The following is a 17775-nucleotide window of genomic DNA, read 5'->3' on the forward strand; positions in this document are numbered from 1 at the left end:
CGCAACATGTCGGAGTTCAGGATTATAAGGTGTACCCGGCGCGAAACAACCGCCGCAACGTGCGCCCACGGATGGATACCCTGGTGCCAACGGCTGGATGTACCGATGCTCGACCGCTTTGGGCTCCGTGCCGACGGTCAGCCCGAATTGCGCGAGAGACCGCTTCCTAATGTCGAATGTCGGCGCATCAGGCTACGCCACTGAAACCGATAGGCTGTCTCGATTTTGTCAATGTATGCTTGCGGGGCTGGGCTGCAGTTCGGACGGTCGCAGCGCCGAAAGACCGTTCTGAGCCCAAAGCAGACGCCCTTGACACAGCGTGAGCAAGGCTTTTCTTATCCATCATGACTGACCTTTCGACCCTGTTGCTGGATGAACTCAGCCTCGACGAAGCTGCCCGACCGAAAGCGCCGCCGGTGGCGGACGCGACAGAAATACACCGTCAACGAGGCCAACAACTAGCCGCGATCCACCGACATTATCTGATGGAGATGGCCCAAATCGGCGCCGTCCTGACCCGGATCGAAGCGGGGGACACGCCGCCTGAGCACCTGAAGCAGATCGTGCTTTCACTCGACATGGCTGAGAATTTTAGAGTATTCGGATCGCTTTGCGGGCGCGAATGCCAGGTGCTCAAGTTCCACCACGACATTGAAAGCGCTGATATGTTTCCACGTATCGAGGCAGCCAGCGGAGACAGGTTCCGCGAGATTGTGGCCAAATTGAAGGCAGAGCACGAGGTGGTCCACGAGCTAATCATCCGCCTCGGTCGTGCGGCTGAAGCTTTGGCGGAAGACCCTTCCGATGCAAATTTCAAAAAGACCGCCGCCATATTTCGGAAATTGGAAGAGGTTGTACGCTCCCATTTCGGCTACGAAGAAACCGAATTGGCGGAGGCCATTGGGTACTATCTCGGGTCAATCTAAAGGTGCCTTTTAGACGCCGAACCATCGTCTTCATCAAGAACTCTTTAAACCGAAAAGCGGTCACCGGCCAAAAAAACGGCAAAAAACAGTGAGTTAACACTGCGAATGCAGAGCGGACCCTGCCAAGAAACGCTCGGCGGCATCCTGCCAAAAGCAAAAAAACGCATTTCTCGCCGCAGCAACGTTTAGCGGTCCAACGAACCGGCAAATTGGAACCAAGGGCTTGTTCCTAAGGCGTTGCGCTTGACGCAGGTCAAAGAACTTTAAGGTCAAACGTAGATATTGGCTTGTCAATGGAACGAGGGGATAGTTACGATGCGAGTAAGTCTAACTGCCTCGGCTTTGGCAGTGATGGTCGGAACAACGGGGCAGGCGCAGACGACGACGAACACCCTCGAGGGCCTGATCGAGAGTGCGGAGGTGCCGATCACCTCGGACAATTTCATTCGGGCCGCCACTGACCTTGAGCTTCAAAAATACGTGTCGCTCGCGGGTGGCATCAATCGGTTTTTCCACTTCCGGGAACCGACCACGGTCGAAAACCAACCGACGATCCGGATGAACCGCGACACGCTCTACAGCACCGCGGTTGTCGACATAAGCGAGGGCGCGACGTTGATCCTTCCAGACGTTGCGGATCGCTACATGACGGCAATGGTTGTCAATCAGGATCACTTCATAAACGAGGTGTTCTTCGGTGGCGGCACCTATACCCTCGACATGGAAACGTTCGACACCCCTTACGTGATTGTCTATCTCCGCGTGCTTGTCGACGCCGCTGACCAAGAGGATGTGGCGGCTGTCAATGCGATCCAGGACGCAATGACAATCGAGGCCAACGCTTCGAACGCGTTCGTGGCCCCAAACTACGATGAAGACGCCTTTGAAGCGGTAGTCGAACAGCTGCTGCCGCTCGGTGCTCTTGGTTTCGTTCCAGACAGTTCCCGCATGTTCGGCAAAAAGGAAAACGTCCACCCCATACGTCACATGCTTGGCACGATAGCCGGTTGGGGCGGGCTTCCGGAAGAGGAAGCATTCTACCCGGCGTTTTTCCCAGGTCTGCCCGTCGGTGCATACAAGATCGAAGTGCCGCAGAACGTGCCGGTGGATGCTTTCTGGTCGGTGAGCATGTATAACGCCGACGGCTTCTATGAACCGAACGCTCTGAACGCCTACAGCATTAACTCCGTCACCGGCGCGCGGAATACTGACGGAAGCATGACCATCCATCTTGGAGCCTGCGACGACGGGCGGGTGAATTGCTTACCTATCACAGAGGGCTGGAACTATGTGGTGCGCCTGTATCGCCCCCGCCCGGAAGTCCTCGATGGAAGCTGGACCTTCCCCGTTGCGCAACCTGTGAATTGAGAAGGGCGCCCATAATGTTGAAGAAATTGATTCCGATTGCGCTGCTGGCCCCATCTCTGGCTGTTGCCGAACCAGTAACGCTGGACACCTTTGTCCGGGCCGAGACGGATCATATGTTCCGTGCCAATATGGCCGCTTTTGACGTGGGCGTTGGAGAATTGATCCACGTTCGCAAACCGACGACCCCTGACAACCAACCGGTTATTCGGATGAACCAGGACACGCTCTACTCCGGGATTGTCCTGGACCTGTCCGATCCGGTTGAATTCACTCTGCCCGATTTGGGCGAGCGATACATCTCGATGCATGTGGTCAACCAGGATCACTACATGTACGTCGAAACCGCGCCTGGGACATACACGCTGACCGAAGAAAACGTTGGTACTCGTTTTGCCTATGTGACTGTACGAATATTCATGGACGCCAACGATCCTGACGATGTGTTAGAGGCACATGCCGCTCAGGACAGCCTTGTCGTGGCTGGGGGTGGAGCAGGTCCGTTCGAGGCACCGGATTGGGATCAGGATGATTTGGCAACTGCACGCACGGCCCTAAGCAACCTTGCCGAACTCGGTTTCAGCAGCTTCTACTCGTTCGGTACCGAGGGAGAAACAAAGCCCATCGATCACCTGGTTGGTGCCGCCGCCGGCTGGGGCGGTCTGCCACGCACTGCGGCGCTCTATGAGATCGACAGCGTCGATGCAAATGATGGCGTAACACCACATTCGGTCACGTTGAATGCAGTACCGGTTGACGCGTTCTGGTCAATCACTGTCTACAACGCCGACGGCTACCTGGAAGCAAACGATCTCGGCCGCAACAGCCTCAATAACGTAACAGCCGAACCCAATTCCGACGGCAGCATTACCATCAATTTTGGCGCCTGCGAGGATGGGCGCTTGAATTGCATTCCTATTACGCCAGATTGGAACTACACCGTTCGGCTATATGAACCTCGTGAAGAAATCTTGAACGGGAACTGGTCCTTCCCTGCAATCGAGCCGTTGGAGTAAGGGGCACTTAAGCTGGTTTCCAGGTGACCGCATCGTCCTTATCTCGGACATCGCGACCCCAAATCTCGCTGAGCCGGCCACCAATGATCACTTTTCCCGCTGCATCGCAGCAGCCAAATGTAGGGGGCCATGCTGCATTTGCAGGGGACCCTGCGAGGCCACGTCCGGAGTGGGCTCAGAGCGGTCTCGCGGCGCTGCGACGGTCCGAGCTGCAGCCCAGCCCCGAAAGCCGCCATTGAAGAAATCGAGACTGCCTTTCGGTTTTAATGGCGTAGCCTGATGCGCCGACATTCGACATTAGGAAGCTTTCTATCGCGCAATTCGGGCTGACCGTCGGCACGGAGCCCAAAGCGGACGTTCAGATGCAGCACAAAACATTGAATGTGACTTCAACTGGAATCACGAATAACGCCTTGTTGTTAAGATCATCACATTATCCAGTTAGCCTGAAAATTAGACGCTCCTTCCAAAGACAGCTTCCAACCAAGCCTGAATGACTTGAAAAATCTGATCTATGCGTAAAACTTAAAGTATGAGTGAGTATTTTGATGAAATGTTCAACGGCGATGGATCACTCAGAGGTCCATACGAAGAGATCGGTCGCTGGTTCAACGCGGAAGACGTATCACGACTGAGGGCGAAACAGCGCGAAGCCGAAAAAGTTTTTAGGCTGACGGGCATCACTTTTAACGTATACGGCAAAGCCGAGGCCGAAGAACGTCTGATACCGTTTGATATCGTGCCACGAGTTATTTCAGCGCGGGAATGGCAGCGGTTGGAACGCGGTATCGAACAGCGGGTGCGCGCAATCAACGCATTTCTACATGACATTTACCACCGTCAAGAAATTGTCCGGGCCGGGCGTGTGCCGGCTGAGATGATTGCCGGAAACGAGGCCTTCCTGCCACAGATGCTTGGTGTCTCACCGCCCGGTCAGGTCTATACGCACATTGTCGGCGTCGATCTGGTGCGAACCGGACCAGACGAGTTTTTCGTTCTGGAAGACAATGCTCGTACGCCATCCGGGGTCAGCTATATGTTGGAGAACCGGGAAACGATGCTAAAGATGTTCCCCGAACTCTTTAGCGCAACCAATGTTCGGAATGTTTCAGACTATCCCCGTAATCTGAGACGTTCTCTTGCTGCCTGCGCACCAGCTGTAGCAGACGGAGAACCCACTGTCGCGGTGTTAACCCCCGGCATCTATAATTCAGCCTACTACGAACATGCGTTTCTTGCTGATCAAATGGGCGTGGAATTGGTCGAAGGCCACGATCTGCGGGTTGTCGACGGACGAGTCTGCATGCGCACCACCAGAGGTTATACTCCCATCGACGTACTTTATCGCAGGGTTGATGACGAGTTCCTGGATCCGCTGAATTTCAACCCCAACAGCGCATTGGGCGTGCCGGGTATTCTGGATGTCTATCGTGCTGGCGGCATCACAATTGCGAACGCGCCGGGAACAGGTATAGCCGATGACAAGGCGATCTATTCCTACATGCCGGAAATCGTTGAGTTCTACACGGGCGAGAAGCCCCTGCTAAAAAACGTTCCTACGTGGCGCTGCAGCGACCCCGAGTCGCTGTCCTACGTATTGGACAACCTGTCGGATCTTGTTGTCAAAGAGGTGCACGGGTCGGGCGGCTATGGGATGCTGATCGGTCCGACCGCCAGCAAGAAAGAGATCGCGGCCTTCCGTGACAAGCTCAAGTCGCGGCCGTCGAACTACATCGCTCAGCCCACATTGTCTCTCTCGACGGTGCCGATCTTCGCCCGTTCGGGGCTTGCCCCCAGGCATGTCGATCTGCGGCCGTTTGTTCTGGTGTCCCCGCAAGGGATCGAGATCACCCCCGGCGGCCTGACGCGCGTTGCGCTGAAAAAAGGGTCCTTGGTCGTTAATTCAAGCCAAGGCGGCGGGACCAAAGACACCTGGGTTCTGGAGGACTGACCATGCTGGGAAAAACTGCTGGCGGGTTGTTCTGGATGTCCCGGTATCTTGAGAGGGCGGAAAATACGGCCAGATTGCTGGAAACAGGCCAGAGGATGGCGCTGACCCGGACAAAGAATTCCGATGCGGAATGGGGCTCGGTTCTGAAAACTGCCGGCGTTTTCAGCGGGTACAGCGCCAAATATGATGAGATTTCGAAAGACAATGCCGTGGATTGGATGTTGCGTGATGCCGACAATTCATCCTCGATCAAGTCGGTCATCAAACAGGCGCGGGACAACGCGCGCCTTGTTCGAACCGCATTGACCAATGATGTCTGGAGTGCGGTGAACGCCACGTGGATGCAGATTGATCAAGCCATGAAGCGCCGCGTGAATGAGAGGGACCTGCCGGCAACGCTGGAACTTATTCGTCAACAGGCCGCTCTGGTTCGTGGCGCAACTCTTGGGACCATGCTGCGCAACGATATTTTCGATTTCACCCGGATCGGCACCTTTGTCGAGCGGGCCGACAATACCGGGCGTATCCTGGACGTGAAGTACTATGTCCTTCTGCCCACGGCCTTCTCGGTCGGCTCGTCGCTGGACAACATCCAGTGGGAAAGTATCCTGCGGTCCGTTGGGGCAGGCGGTGGCTATCGCATGACCCACGGCCAGAACACCCGGCCGTCGGAAATTGCGCAGTTTCTGATCCTTGATCAGAGGATGCCCCGCAGCCTGCATTTCTGCTGTAGGAAGATTCAAGAGAACCTTTCCTACCTCAGCAAAGACTATGGCTTTGCGGGTCCGTCCGTTACGGCGGCCAACGCGCTTTCCGAGAAGTATCTCGACCGGCAGATTACCGATATCTTTGACCTCGGGCTGCACGAATACATTCAGGACTTTTTGAAGGATCTCGGGGACCTGAGCCGCCAGATCGAAATTGATTACCGGTTCTATGAGTGACCAATGAAACTGCATATACGCCACGAGACACGATACGATTTCGACGCGCCGGTTCCCTTCGGTTTGCAACAGCTGAGGAAGACACCAAAGTCTTTTCGCAATCAAAGCATTGAAAGTTGGAACACCGAAATCACCGGCGGGCGCAAAGAGCTGGCGTTTGAAGACTACCATCGTAACACCGTGGAATTGATCAGTTTCGACGCAAACACCCAAAGTATCTCGTTGATCTCCGAGGGTGTGGTCGAGGTTGAAGACACCCACGGCGTCTTGGGGCCTCACGAAGGGTCGACTCCTTTGTGGCTGTTCAAAAGGCGCACCCCTCTGACAACGCCGGGGAAAGGGGTTGCCGAACTGATAGGCGCGTTGCCCAAAGGTGAACCGCTGGAACAGCTACATGCTCTTTCCGAAACAATTCGAGCTCAGGTCGCGTACGAAATTGGAGGTTCGCACCCGGGCTGGAGCGCAGAAGATGCACTCAAAGCTGGGCGCGGTGTGTGTCAGGACCATGCGCATATCTTCATTACATGCGCACGACAGATTGGAGTGCCAGCACGCTATGTATCTGGTTATTTGATGATGAACGAAACAGAACTTCAGGACGCGACCCATGCTTGGGCAGAAGTGCATTTGGACGGGCTTGGCTGGGTAGGGTTTGACGTTTCAAATGGGATTTCACCTGACGATCGATACGTACGCGTCGCAACCGGGCTGGACTATGCCCAAGCCGCACCGGTAATAGGGAATAGAATTGGGACAGCGGGCGAGCAATTGACAGTGCAATTGAAAGTCGCACAGCAGTAACGGAGAACATGATGACCTATGCTGTGGGCATGCGGCTGAATAGCGGGCTGGTGTTCATGTCGGATACGCGCACGAATGCAGGCGTGGACAATGTTTCGACCTTCAACAAGATGTTCAACTGGACAGTCGAAGGGAACCGGTCGATCACAATCCTAACGGCCGGAAACCTAGCCACTACTCAGGCCACGATAAGCCTTCTGGAAGAACGAACAAAAGCGCCGGCAGATCGCTCACCATCGATCTTAGAGGCGCCCACAATGTTTCAAGTTGCGCAGCTGGTCGCGGCTACGCTGAACGACGTAATCGAGGGGCATGCCCGGTCTGGTCAGCAAGCGGACAGTGCTTTTCACGCGACACTCATTGTCGGAGGCCAGATCAAGGGCGGCCCGTCTCGTCTGTTTTTGATTTACCCGGAAGGCAATTTTATCGAGGCCGGCGACGACACCCCGTTCTTTCAGATCGGTGAGACAAAATATGGCCGCCCGATTCTGGTGCGTGCCTACGATCCGGAAATGAGTTTTCCGGAAACCGTGAAACTCTTGCTTGTCAGTTTTGACTCCACGATTAAGGCCAATCTGTCTGTCGGGGCTCCGCTTGACCTGCTTCTCTACGAGGAAGACAGTCTTACGGCCGGCACGCGGTCAAGATTCGAGTCCGACGACCAGTACTTGCGCGTTGTTTCTGACAGATGGGGTGACGCTTTGAAGTCGGCGTTGGCCAAACTGCCAGAATACAAATCGGGGCGAAAATCAAACGATTGAGCGTCCGCTTTGTGCGCATAGTTGCCATTCGCGATTTTTCGCTCAACGTCCGCACTCAGCCCGAAGCGGGCGTTCTTGTCGCTGCGCACATACACCCTTTGGAGCTCTGTTATAGAAGACGGCTTGAGACGTGGAGGTCTGATTTGTAGCGTCAGATTATGACGACACGATCCCCGTTTCGCTGCTTCAAAACGAGCCCAGAGATCATCCGCCTGGCGGTGATGCTGTATGTCGGTTTCCACTTTCGTTGCGCAACGTCGAGGATCTTCTGCATGCACGCGGGATCGACGTCAGCCACGAGGCGGTGAGGTTCTGGTGACATCGGTTCGGACCGATGTTCGCCAGTGAGATCCGAAAACGTCGAACCGACGGCATGTGTTCCAGCAAGTGGCGCTGGCATCTCGACGAATTGTTCGTGAAGATCAACGGTGAACGCCATTACCTTTGGCGTGCGGTTGACCACGAAGGCGAGGTTTTGGAAAGCTTCGTCTCGAAGACGCGTGACGAGAAAACTGCGCTGAAATTCTTAAGGAAAGCAATGCGCAAGCACGGTCGCCCCGAAGTGATCGTGACCGATCGGCTCAGATCCGACGGTGCTGCCTTGAAGGAAATTGGCTCTGGCCACCGCCAGCAAACCGGTGGGTGGTTGAACAATCGCGCAGAGAATTCACACTTTTCACTTCTACGACGAGAACGGGCGATGTTGCGCTTCCGGCGGATGCGAAGTCTGCAGAAATTCACGGCCGTCCACGCTTCGGTCTACAACCTGTTCAATTCGGAGCGTAGCCTCTACTCCAGACCAAGTTTCAAGCTGACCCGCGCCGCTGCTCACGCCGAGTGGCGCGGTCTCTGCGCCGAACAGGGGGCAAGCATCCTGTCCTTGTAGAGACTGGTTAGAATTTGTCTGACAGCACCCTTAATCCTGATCGTCGCCACTACGAAGAACCGTTCGGGCGGCGCGACGGGTTATCATCATGAGCACGCGCAGCGTTTGGGCAAGCTCAATCCGCAGGCGTAAATCTTCGGCCCTTACTTTGTCATCGGTCGTCAAAACCTGTGCCGCAGCAAGTGATGCGAAGGCCCGCTCTCCGGCATCCTTGTATCCGAGCACACGCATAGCTGCGTCTTTGTCTCTGTCGCGAACGGCGCTGACGGCGTCCCGAACCGACATTTCCATCAACTTATACATATCGGAGAGTCCTAATTCTTCGTCATTAGAACGTATCGTACGGAGAACGGGCAAGATCCGAACATTGAGGATCTCCGAAACCATGTTGAGTTCGGTGGCTGCAATGGCGAGATTGACCCGTTCGTCTGCATCCGCTTCACGCAGTTCGCTTTCACCAACGCGCGCCAAAAAACGCGTAATTTGCGGCAGCAGGGCCGCACCCGTTTTTGCCTGGCTTTCGGCTTCGTCGAGTCTGGCTTTGTCCCCCGATTGTACAACTGCCCAAATCTCGTCGAGCATGTTTTGGGCGAGACCTCCTAGCCGTGCCGTCTCTTCACGCGCGGCTTGCAGCGCCATGACTGGCGTGCTCAGGAGCGCGTCGTCAAGAAACTCCGGAACGACAGAAACGGTTGCCTCTGTAGACCTTGACTCTGGCACCAGGCGGATGGCAAGGGCGGCGATCTGCTGAGTGAAGAACAGGAATATCACCGTGTTGATAACGTTGAAAAGCGTGTTCGCATTCGCAATCTGCCGCGGGGTTTCAACGGCCAAGCGCTCCGCACCGACAAGATCCGGGTAGCTAGGCGAAACAGAGACCGTCAGCGAGGCGAGGAACGAAATCAGGGGCAACCATAGCAAAACACCCGCGACGTTGAAAATGACGTGTACTGCCGCTGCACGACGCGCATCCAGCGGTTTACCGATCGAGGACAAAGCAGCTGTCACGCATGTCCCGATATTGGCGCCGAGCGCCATGGCGATTCCAGCCTCTAGGGAAACCAAACCCTCGCTGGACATAACCACGATTATGCTTGTAGTGGCCGAAGAGGATTGCACTAGCGCAGTGAAGAGCGCCGCAATAAGTATGGCAAGAAACGGGCTTTCCGCAATCGACTGCATCAGGCGGAGAAATGGCTCGTAGCCACGCAGAGGCACCATTGCGGCACTCATCATGCCCATCCCGAAAAAGACGAGGCCGAGACCCAAAAGGATAGAGCCAAGATGCCTGGTTCGGTCCTTTTTGGCGATGAAGTTGGTGAAGAAACCCAGCGTTATCATCGCCGGAGCGTACTCTTCAACACTAAAAGCCACAATTTGAGCGGTCATGGTGGACCCTACGTTGGCGCCCATGATCACACCAACAGACTGTTGCAGTGACATGACACCGGCGGACACGAACCCTACCACAAGCACTGTGGTGACGGACGAAGACTGGACCACGGCTGTCACGCCGGCACCAGTGATGGCGGCCATCACCCTGTTCTTGGTGAACTTCTGGAGCACAACACGCATCTGGTCGCCGGCAGCGTTCTTGAGACCATCTGACAGGAAGTTCATTCCCAGAAGAAATAGCGCCAATCCACCGAAAAGTCCCATCGACATCCCGCCAAAATCGAGCGAAAGGACGGCGCCGGTTGCATAATCCGTTGTCGCGGCAAGCAATACTGAGGTGAAGGCGACAGCGGCAATCAAGCTCATTTTCGCAGATTACCTCAGCGCTTCGACAAGCGGCTGGCCCAGCGCACCTGAGGGCGGCTTTGTGCCCAAATAGGCTGCGAGGGTAGGGGCAACGTCAACCGTTTCAACCCGTCGAAAGACCCGGGTAGGTTGTATGCCAGGGCCTGTGACAATTATTGGTACGTGCGTGTCGTAAGTCCAGGGCGATCCGTGGGCTGAGGCCACATGCAGCCCGTCGAAATCGGCGATGAACCAGTGCGGTTCGAAGACGAGGTAAATGTCGCCCGAGCGGTCGGGGTGGAAGTTGGCCAGAACTGCGTCCTGGATCTTGCCTCGTGGCACTGCTCCCACGCGAAGGTCTGAGCTGGCGATCGCATGGGCGATGCCTGGCAGCCGCTCCAGTTCCTCTGCCACTGCGCGCTCCACCAAGGCGGGGTCTAAGCCGCGGGCCGCGATTTCTTCCGTGTCGAGATACAAGTAAGGGTTGGAAAAATTGAGGATCAGGTCGCGACTCTCGCCGAATTCGGCAGTCAGGCGCACGAAACCCGGCTCGGTGTCGATGCGCTCGAAGTCGAAGGTCCCAGCTTCGATGCCGAGTGTGGTGAGGTAGTCTGGATGCTCTGGCGCGCCGTGGTCGGCAGACAGAACCACGAGCGTCCGGTCCAGCCCGACACGGTCGTCGATATGTGCCAGCAAGTCGGCCAGCGTCCGGTCGAGCCGCAGAATGTTATCCTCTGCCTCTAGGCTGGAGGGGCCGAAAATGTGGCCGACATAGTCGGTGGAAGACAGGCTGACGGCGAGGTAGTCGGGCACATCGTCCTGCCCGAGCCCCTCGTTGTCAATCAGCGCCTTGGCGAAGTCGGCAGTGATCTCGTCGCCGGCGGGGCTCAGCGTCAGACGCGTGGTGAAATACTTGTCGTCCGCCGCGCCGAATGCGTGCGGGAACGTTCGTCCGAAGCCAGGGAAATCGGTTTCCCATGGCTGATCGTCGCGGGTGCCGAACATGTAGGCGTCTGGCGTGGCGGACAGCTCCCACGCGGTGTCGGCGTAGCGCGCCACGACGCCCTTTGCCTCCCACTCGGTAATCCAATCCGGGTAGGCTTCCCGGTAGAACGTGCTGGTGACGAACCGTCCCTCCGACTTCGAGAACCAGTAGGCGGTGCCCGCGTGCCCTGCCATCGAGATAGCACCGCGATCCTTGATAGAGACGCCAAAGACCTTCGCCTCGGGGCCGAAATGCAGCGCGATCTCGTCTGAGATCGTGGACGTCAAGATGTTGCGGGGCGACCGGCCATCCGTCGTCGCGGCCCGCTGGGTGGGGTCGATCTCGGCGTCGGTATCGACGCCTTCGGCGCCTACGAGCGGAAAGTCGGGATCCTGTACGTTGTAAAACTGCGAGCCTCCGATCCGGTCGAACCACAGGTTCGCGACCATGCCGTGGATCGACGGATCCGTGCCGGTGGCGAGCGTCGTGTGTCCGACGATAGTTTCAGTGTTCGCATGTCGGTGATGGGCATCGACGAAATGCACGCCGCTTTCGATCAGGCGGCTAAACCCGTCCTCTCCCAGGTGCTGGCCGTAGCGATCGATCAGGTCGCCACGCAGCTGATCGACGGTGATCTGCAAGACCAAGCGCGGCTTCTCTTGCGCGCTTGATGTACTGGAGAGAAGCGTTAAGAGGCCCGCAACCAAATACAGCGTCTTCATTTGCCTCTCCTCGTATTCGATGGTTTTTTGATCACGGCATCCCAATGAGGCACGCCGCAATCAGTCTTTTTGGGCCTAATCACTGGTATGCAGGTGCAATAATACCCTTTTCAGTGATCTCCTTCAAAACCTGATACGCTCGCAGTGACTGGTAATTGATGCCGCTGGCATTCAAGACCTGCCCCTCTCGGAAAGGGTAACCGTCCATAGACGCAATGAAATCACGGATTTCTTCTTGGATCGGCACGAAGAGCCACATCTGATCCGCCATCCATCGCAGGTACATTTCCGATTCCAGCCACATTTCTTCGAGAGGGTCGGATCGCAAGTGAACGATCTTGGGCCAGTTCGAAGCGAAGCGCACGGCGTCAGTGATATTCCCCTCCAGCGTTGCGAAATGCACCTTCCAGTCATTCCACCTCACCGCATTCAGTTCACCGTTGGCTGAGAAGTAGAAGATCCGGTCGCGTGGGCTCTCGTCGACCTCGCCCGAGAGATACGGCATCATATTGTAGCCGTCGAGATGCACCCGGAAATCCTTGCCGTTCGCCGTGTGGCCCTGCAGCAGCTTCTCCTTGATATCCGGCTCGCCGGCCGCTGCGAGAAGTGTCGGCATCCAGTCTTCATGGCTGATGATGTCGTTAAACTTCGTTCCCGGTTTCACAGTGCCAGGCCAACGAATCAACTGTGGAACGCGAAAACCGCCCTCGAAGGTTGTGCCTTTTTCGCCATGGAAAGGGGTGATGCCGCCGTCTGGCCATGAAACCTTCTCGGCGCCGTTATCGGTAGAGTAGATAACGATTGTGTTATCCGCAATTCCCAGTTCGTCAAGCTTGTCGAGCAATTGTCCGACATGGCCGTCGTGCTCGGCCATGCCATCCGGATAGAGACCCATTCCGGTCAATCCGACGCTTTCCGGCTTCAAGCGAGTCCAGACATGCATTCGCGTTGTGTTCATCCAAACGAAGAAGGGTTTGTCCTGTTCCACCGAGCGATCGATGAAGTCCAGGGCGCCTGCGAGGAATTCCTCGTCGGCCGTTTCCATGCGCTTACGGGTCATCGGGCCAGTATCCTCAATCTGACCGTCCGCCGATGCCTTGATCACGCCACGCGGGCCATACCGCTCGCGAAACTCGGGGTCTTTCGGGTAGAAGTAGCCCTCAGGCTCCTCTTCTGCGTTGAGATGATAGAGGTTGCCAAAGAATTCATCGAACCCATGGTTGGTTGGAAGGTGTTCATTCTGATCACCGAGGTGGTTCTTGCCGAACTGTGCCGTGGCGTAGCCATGGTTCTTGAGCAGCGAGGCGATCGTGGGTGACCATTCGGGCATTCCATGCTTGGACCCGGGCATGCCAATTGTCAAAAGACCGGTACGGAACGGATGTTGGCCTAGAATGAATGAGGCCCGACCAGCTGTGCAGGATTGTTGAGCATATGCGTCGGTGAACATTCCGCCTTCGGCCGCCAGACGGTCGATATTTGGCGTCTGATAACCCATCATTCCGTGGTTATAGGCGCTGATGTTGAACATGCCGACATCGTCGCCCCAGATCACGAGAATATTGGGTTTTTCCGTGTTTTGCGCCGTAGCGGCCGCGGACGTTAGTCCAAGAGCTGTCGCCGCTATGGCGCACATTCTGGTTATCTTGGTGAATAACATGATTTCCTCCTGTGTTTCGGGCGATGTCCGACAGTGCTTTCCGACAGTTACGCCTAATTGCCTTGCTGTTGCGCGATCTCGCCAGAACGGACAGTCACGGCGGCGTTCATTCTCTCTCCGGCGGATTTATCCATGGACTGCCCGATGATGACGGAATTACTATCGTCCGATATGAAGCGGTCCCTTTAAGTTGCCGCTGCTTTTGTCTTGTCCTTGCTAAACGCCAAGGCGAACGAAGACACACCGTCGGCGACAAGCTCTACCCCGAGGAGTATGCCGAGAGTCGAGACAGCGGAAACCGGCCAATCCATGAAGATAATGACGCCAAGCGCAAGCGAGGCGACACCGGAGATCAAGACCATCCAGAAAGCTTTTCGATCCTCCAGAGCAAACGCATACGCGATCTTGGCCGCGCCGCCAAACAGGAACGCAATTGCTATCAAAGTGGTTAGAACCACCATGCCCATCAAAGGCCGACCCAAGATCATCAAGCCGATGAGAAACCACATGATCCCGAGAAGGATAGTCCAGAACTTTACGGTGTTTGTTTCATCACGAAAGGCGGCGATCACCTGAGCGACGCCGAAGGCCATAAAGACAAAAGCTATCACTAAGGTCGCGAAACCGCTGGCCAATACCGGATTTGCAAGGGCAAATAACCCACCCAGCAGAGATACAATCCCCATGAGAACCCAAAGAAACCTGTTTTGCATGTCTGTACCTCCTGAGTTGATTGGGTGGGCTTTCCAGAAGATCTGATAGGATTGACCGAAAAGCCCAGCCTGTCTTGGTTCTTGCGTGTCTCCCGACTTTTATGCTCCCGACAGATACTCTACCCAATGGAATAGAAAGGATTTGCGGTTTTGGACCTGTCCGGGAGCCACCACGAAATCAGGGTTTCAACGCCTCGCGCGCCAATTCGGCAGAGTTTTTCAGCTTTTCCTTGCGGACCTTGTACTCTTCCTTGATCTCGGCCTTGCGCTTTTCAAATTTTGCCTTTCGTTCAGCAGAGGCTTTGGCGATCTGCTCGTCAAGAGCATCCAGACGCGCGTCCATTTCTGCATCCATTGCGTCAAGGCGCTCATTGATCTTCTTGTTGTTTTCCGCGATACGCGCCTTCACGGTATCAACTTTGGCCATGATCGCGGCCTTGTTTTCTTCGTGGGAAGCCCGCAACTCTTCGTCCAGTTCAGAAAGTTCGCGGTCCATGGCACGCATTTCCGCTTCCCACTGCTCATCGACCGCATCGACGCGGGGTTTGCGGAAAATTGTGCCCCCGATTTCAGCCATCTTGGTGTCGAGGGGTGCCGTCCATATCTCGTCGACGGACGCAACGATGCAAGATTTGCCCGGAAGCAACTCAATGGAAACCTGATCGAGCATCGTCATGTCTACGCCGGAAACCATAAGGTCGCGATAAACGCCAAAAAGACCACCGGTCATACTTCCCATGGCCATGCCGCCAAGCGCGGCCTGGCTGGCAGCGGCTGTCCCCGCGACGGCCGCGCCAGACGCGATAGCAGCGGGTCCGGCCAAAACACCAACCATGGCGCCGATCATCATTCCGAAGGCCGTGCCGATCGGGCCTTCGTCCTGGGCTTTCTTGACCGCGACCTGTCCGTCTTCGTCTTTAGCGATCACGGCAGCTGCGTATACCGCCAGTTCACCGTTCTGGTGCAGATCCCGTAACGCCTCCGCCCCTTTGAAAGCGGCTTCTTCTGAGTCGAACACGACTGCTACAAACTTTTCCATAAAATTGCTCCTTTTTTGGTTCATTTGTGGATGGAAACGGGGGAACCCGGCTATTTGAGAAACTGCATGTTCAAAGCCAGGTAGATCTGCCATTCCGGCACGCCGGCCCCGCGCCTGGCAACGGAGTACTGGGGTTCGACAAAAACGTTGAAGATAGTCTTGTCTTGCCGGGTCACTTTACCCAGCCTCAGCCCCAGCGGGACTGCATAGTTGTCGTTCTCGAAATTGTAGCTCCAAATCGGGGCGCCACCTGAATACCAACCTTTGCCCAGCTGATAAAAAACAAAGGGTTGGAATGCGGCCACGCTGGCACGGGGTTTGCCATTCGTATCACCGACGCCTCCGCGGTAGGTCAGCAGGTAACCGTACTGAACCAATGGCGAAATCGCGTTGAAGTAAACGTTGGCAAGACCCAATTGCCACTGGTCCGCCCCAAGGCCGTTCTTTCCTGTAGGCGCCACGATCTGAGGCCCGATGGCAAAACTGGTTGCAGGGTTTCCGGTATCGAACTGATAGGCAGCAAAAATATCCAGATCGCCGATGCCGGAGACGGTTGAGAAACCCGGACCGACGGGCAGAGAGTTCATCGGAAGCGAGGCTCGTATTAGCCAGTTCGAAGCCCCGATCTGCAAAGGCTGCGCATAACGCAGAACGAATTGGTTTCCTGAGCCGTTCGGAACGCCATTGAACGCGCCAACATAGTAGTTTTGGAGGTTGAGCGCACGGATGTCCGCCAGGGGATTGTTGGCTTGGGCAGCGGCCTGGTTTTCGCTGTCTGGCGAAGCCAGGGCGACACCCGCAGTCAGGGACAAACAGATCGAAGCGAACAATATGAACGCTTTGATCGGAACGGTCGCAGACGCCGCTCCGGTTCTGCCTGCTGCCTGCCCCGGCGACACTGCACAGGCCCTGTAAGAAATCCGTCGAAGCATCTTTTGGGAAGCGTCCCCAAGGGTCATCTGGCCAATCCTTCCCGGATCACTTGAAGGTGTTCATGCAGAGCCCGATCGAGCCTCCGCATTCCAACCCCAACAGGCAATGCCCATTAGGCCAACCGCCGGAAACAAGGCGAAACGCTTTGATACCGCGTTGCCGCACTCTAAACTCGAACTCACGCTATCTGCTTTTCTGCATGCGGTGATTCTGTAGAACATATTAGCTCACAAGGGCTTGAGACATGTCGGCGAACGCGCAAAAATCGAACGCTAAGCTCTCGGAGGTGGAGGATTCTCCAAAGGTCCGGTTGGCGCTCGTGCGCGCGCCCCTTGAGCTCTTTTCAAAGACGCATCCCTCTAAGGCGGCGCGGATCAGGCGGGATCTGACAGACAGTGTTGGTCAATGGTTTGCCGAGGCGCGGTTGCCTTATTTCGACTATCTGCACGTCTTGGCGCGGGTCGGTTCCGATGACGAGGATGGAAATCTGCTCTTACGGGCCGGAATGGCACCAGATTTGGGAACACTAGGTTTATTCGGAAAGGCCTGCATCCACTCCGACACTTTATGGACAGCGTTGAAAACAGCACAGCGGCTAATGGACGGCCTTGTCAGCGCAGGGAAAATAAACATCCGCTTGCAACGAAACCGGTGTCGAGTATCGGTGTCTACTGCGCCGCTTATTCCCGATGGCTTTGACGAGAGCTCCAAGTATTTGATTGCATTGCTTTGCTATCTGGTTTGTCTATCGGATAGAACCTCGAACGCTGATCTGAAAATTTTTTTCCCGGGTGCTTCGTGCGCACATCTGGGCGTGTTTCCAAAAGTAAAGCGGTTCGTATCTGCTACGGAATATGCTTTGGAGTTCGATGAACATCTGCTGAAAAGCTCCCTGAAATTCTCGAACCCGGAACTAAACGCTTTCCTGCCCTTGATCGTTGAAGAATTGAAACAACTTGAAAACGACGCGGACTTAGTCCTGCTGCTCAACAAGATGAACGCCGCGGCTTTGAACACGCGCTTTCGCCCGCTTCGACTGTCCGAGGCAGCCTATCTGCTCGACACCAACGCGCGCACCCTTCAGTTGCGCCTAAAAAATAGGGGAACGACATTCAGCGATCTTAGAAAAACTGCTGTGCACCAAAAAGCACGGATAGAACTTGCTGCCGGACGATCGATCAACGAGACGAGTGACCTGTTGGGGTTTGAACATAGGCAGAGTTTTTCAGAGGCGTTTCATCGTTGGGAGGGGACGGCACCTTCTGTTTTCGCGTCACTTGCGAAATGTTAAAGACAGTAAGCCCGAAACGACCGCAGGGAAAGATGCGGTGGC

Annotated in this window: 14 protein-coding genes and 1 pseudogene; 9 read left to right on the forward strand and 6 right to left on the reverse strand. The window is 55.7% G+C overall.

The features are described 5' to 3' along the window. Nucleotides 1–344 precede the first annotated feature (344 nt). The 8 genes and pseudogenes from AC2FM3_RS12895 (at nucleotide 345) to AC2FM3_RS12930 (ending at nucleotide 8650) form a co-directional block, all read left to right on the forward strand. Nucleotides 345–926, forward strand: coding sequence for a hemerythrin domain-containing protein (locus tag AC2FM3_RS12895; RefSeq protein ID WP_496682432.1), 582 nt, complete (start codon nucleotides 345–347; stop codon nucleotides 924–926). A gap of 351 nt (nucleotides 927–1277) precedes the next feature. Further along, nucleotides 1278–2294, forward strand: coding sequence for a DUF1214 domain-containing protein (locus AC2FM3_RS12900; RefSeq protein WP_496682434.1), 1017 nt, complete (start codon nucleotides 1278–1280; stop codon nucleotides 2292–2294). Nucleotides 2295–2308: 14 nt separating this feature from the next. Next, on the forward strand, nucleotides 2309–3307 hold the full coding sequence (locus AC2FM3_RS12905; RefSeq protein WP_496682436.1) for a DUF1214 domain-containing protein: 999 nt from the start codon (nucleotides 2309–2311) through the stop codon (nucleotides 3305–3307). A 532-nt stretch (nucleotides 3308–3839) separates the two neighbouring features. After that, nucleotides 3840–5258: a circularly permuted type 2 ATP-grasp protein gene (locus tag AC2FM3_RS12910; RefSeq protein WP_496682438.1), complete on the forward strand. Its 1419-nt coding sequence runs from the start codon at nucleotides 3840–3842 to the stop codon at nucleotides 5256–5258. A 2-nt stretch (nucleotides 5259–5260) separates the two neighbouring features. Further along, entirely contained in the window at nucleotides 5261–6202 is a 942-nt protein-coding gene (locus AC2FM3_RS12915; RefSeq protein WP_496682440.1) for an alpha-E domain-containing protein, read from the forward strand. A gap of 3 nt (nucleotides 6203–6205) precedes the next feature. Continuing rightward, nucleotides 6206–7003 carry a transglutaminase family protein gene (locus AC2FM3_RS12920; protein WP_496682443.1) on the forward strand — a complete coding sequence of 266 codons (798 nt, stop codon included), beginning with the start codon at nucleotides 6206–6208 and terminating at the stop codon, nucleotides 7001–7003. A gap of 11 nt (nucleotides 7004–7014) precedes the next feature. Further along, complete coding sequence (locus AC2FM3_RS12925) at nucleotides 7015–7764, forward strand: proteasome-type protease (RefSeq protein WP_496682445.1); 750 nt, start codon at nucleotides 7015–7017, stop codon at nucleotides 7762–7764. 158 nt (nucleotides 7765–7922) lie between these two features. Next, nucleotides 7923–8650: pseudogene (locus tag AC2FM3_RS12930) on the forward strand (IS6 family transposase). Between the two features lie 30 nt (nucleotides 8651–8680). Here AC2FM3_RS12930 and AC2FM3_RS12935 read toward each other — a convergent pair. The 6 genes from AC2FM3_RS12935 to AC2FM3_RS12960 form a co-directional block, all read right to left on the reverse strand. Beyond that, nucleotides 8681–10411, reverse strand: a complete 1731-nt coding sequence (locus tag AC2FM3_RS12935; protein ID WP_496682447.1) for a Na/Pi cotransporter family protein — start codon at nucleotides 10409–10411, stop codon at nucleotides 8681–8683. 9 nt (nucleotides 10412–10420) lie between these two features. Continuing rightward, a complete protein-coding gene (locus tag AC2FM3_RS12940) occupies nucleotides 10421–12097 on the reverse strand; it encodes an alkaline phosphatase family protein (protein WP_496682449.1) in 1677 nt (558 codons plus the stop codon). A 79-nt stretch (nucleotides 12098–12176) separates the two neighbouring features. Then, nucleotides 12177–13757, reverse strand: a complete 1581-nt coding sequence (locus AC2FM3_RS12945) for an arylsulfatase (RefSeq protein ID WP_496682451.1) — start codon at nucleotides 13755–13757, stop codon at nucleotides 12177–12179. Nucleotides 13758–13942: 185 nt separating this feature from the next. Continuing rightward, nucleotides 13943–14470 (reverse strand): HdeD family acid-resistance protein, encoded by a 528-nt coding sequence (locus AC2FM3_RS12950; protein WP_496682453.1) that lies wholly within the window; start codon nucleotides 14468–14470, stop codon nucleotides 13943–13945. A gap of 178 nt (nucleotides 14471–14648) precedes the next feature. Further along, on the reverse strand, nucleotides 14649–15509 hold the full coding sequence (locus tag AC2FM3_RS12955; RefSeq protein WP_496682454.1) for a hypothetical protein: 861 nt from the start codon (nucleotides 15507–15509) through the stop codon (nucleotides 14649–14651). 50 nt (nucleotides 15510–15559) lie between these two features. Continuing rightward, on the reverse strand, nucleotides 15560–16468 hold the full coding sequence (locus tag AC2FM3_RS12960) for a hypothetical protein (RefSeq protein WP_496682457.1): 909 nt from the start codon (nucleotides 16466–16468) through the stop codon (nucleotides 15560–15562). A gap of 218 nt (nucleotides 16469–16686) precedes the next feature. On the opposite strand from AC2FM3_RS12960, the gene AC2FM3_RS12965 reads away from it, so the two are divergent. Beyond that, nucleotides 16687–17733 (forward strand): helix-turn-helix domain-containing protein, encoded by a 1047-nt coding sequence (locus AC2FM3_RS12965; protein ID WP_496682459.1) that lies wholly within the window; start codon nucleotides 16687–16689, stop codon nucleotides 17731–17733. Nucleotides 17734–17775: the final 42 nt, after the last annotated feature.

It is taken from the genome of Ruegeria sp. BHSB172 (genome assembly GCF_059613165.1).

Coding starts and splice junctions, on each gene's coding strand:
- AC2FM3_RS12895 (WP_496682432.1), top strand. CDS start 345: ATGACTGACCTTTCGACCCTGTTGCTGGATGAACTCAGCCTCGACGAA.
- AC2FM3_RS12900 (WP_496682434.1), top strand. CDS start 1,278: ATGGTCGGAACAACGGGGCAGGCGCAGACGACGACGAACACCCTCGAG.
- AC2FM3_RS12905 (WP_496682436.1), top strand. CDS start 2,309: ATGTTGAAGAAATTGATTCCGATTGCGCTGCTGGCCCCATCTCTGGCT.
- AC2FM3_RS12910 (WP_496682438.1), top strand. CDS start 3,840: ATGAGTGAGTATTTTGATGAAATGTTCAACGGCGATGGATCACTCAGA.
- AC2FM3_RS12915 (WP_496682440.1), top strand. CDS start 5,261: ATGCTGGGAAAAACTGCTGGCGGGTTGTTCTGGATGTCCCGGTATCTT.
- AC2FM3_RS12920 (WP_496682443.1), top strand. CDS start 6,206: ATGAAACTGCATATACGCCACGAGACACGATACGATTTCGACGCGCCG.
- AC2FM3_RS12925 (WP_496682445.1), top strand. CDS start 7,015: ATGACCTATGCTGTGGGCATGCGGCTGAATAGCGGGCTGGTGTTCATG.
- AC2FM3_RS12935 (WP_496682447.1), bottom strand. CDS start 10,411: ATGAGCTTGATTGCCGCTGTCGCCTTCACCTCAGTATTGCTTGCCGCG.
- AC2FM3_RS12940 (WP_496682449.1), bottom strand. CDS start 12,097: ATGAAGACGCTGTATTTGGTTGCGGGCCTCTTAACGCTTCTCTCCAGT.
- AC2FM3_RS12945 (WP_496682451.1), bottom strand. CDS start 13,757: ATGTTATTCACCAAGATAACCAGAATGTGCGCCATAGCGGCGACAGCT.
- AC2FM3_RS12950 (WP_496682453.1), bottom strand. CDS start 14,470: ATGCAAAACAGGTTTCTTTGGGTTCTCATGGGGATTGTATCTCTGCTG.
- AC2FM3_RS12955 (WP_496682454.1), bottom strand. CDS start 15,509: ATGGAAAAGTTTGTAGCAGTCGTGTTCGACTCAGAAGAAGCCGCTTTC.
- AC2FM3_RS12960 (WP_496682457.1), bottom strand. CDS start 16,468: ATGACCCTTGGGGACGCTTCCCAAAAGATGCTTCGACGGATTTCTTAC.
- AC2FM3_RS12965 (WP_496682459.1), top strand. CDS start 16,687: ATGTCGGCGAACGCGCAAAAATCGAACGCTAAGCTCTCGGAGGTGGAG.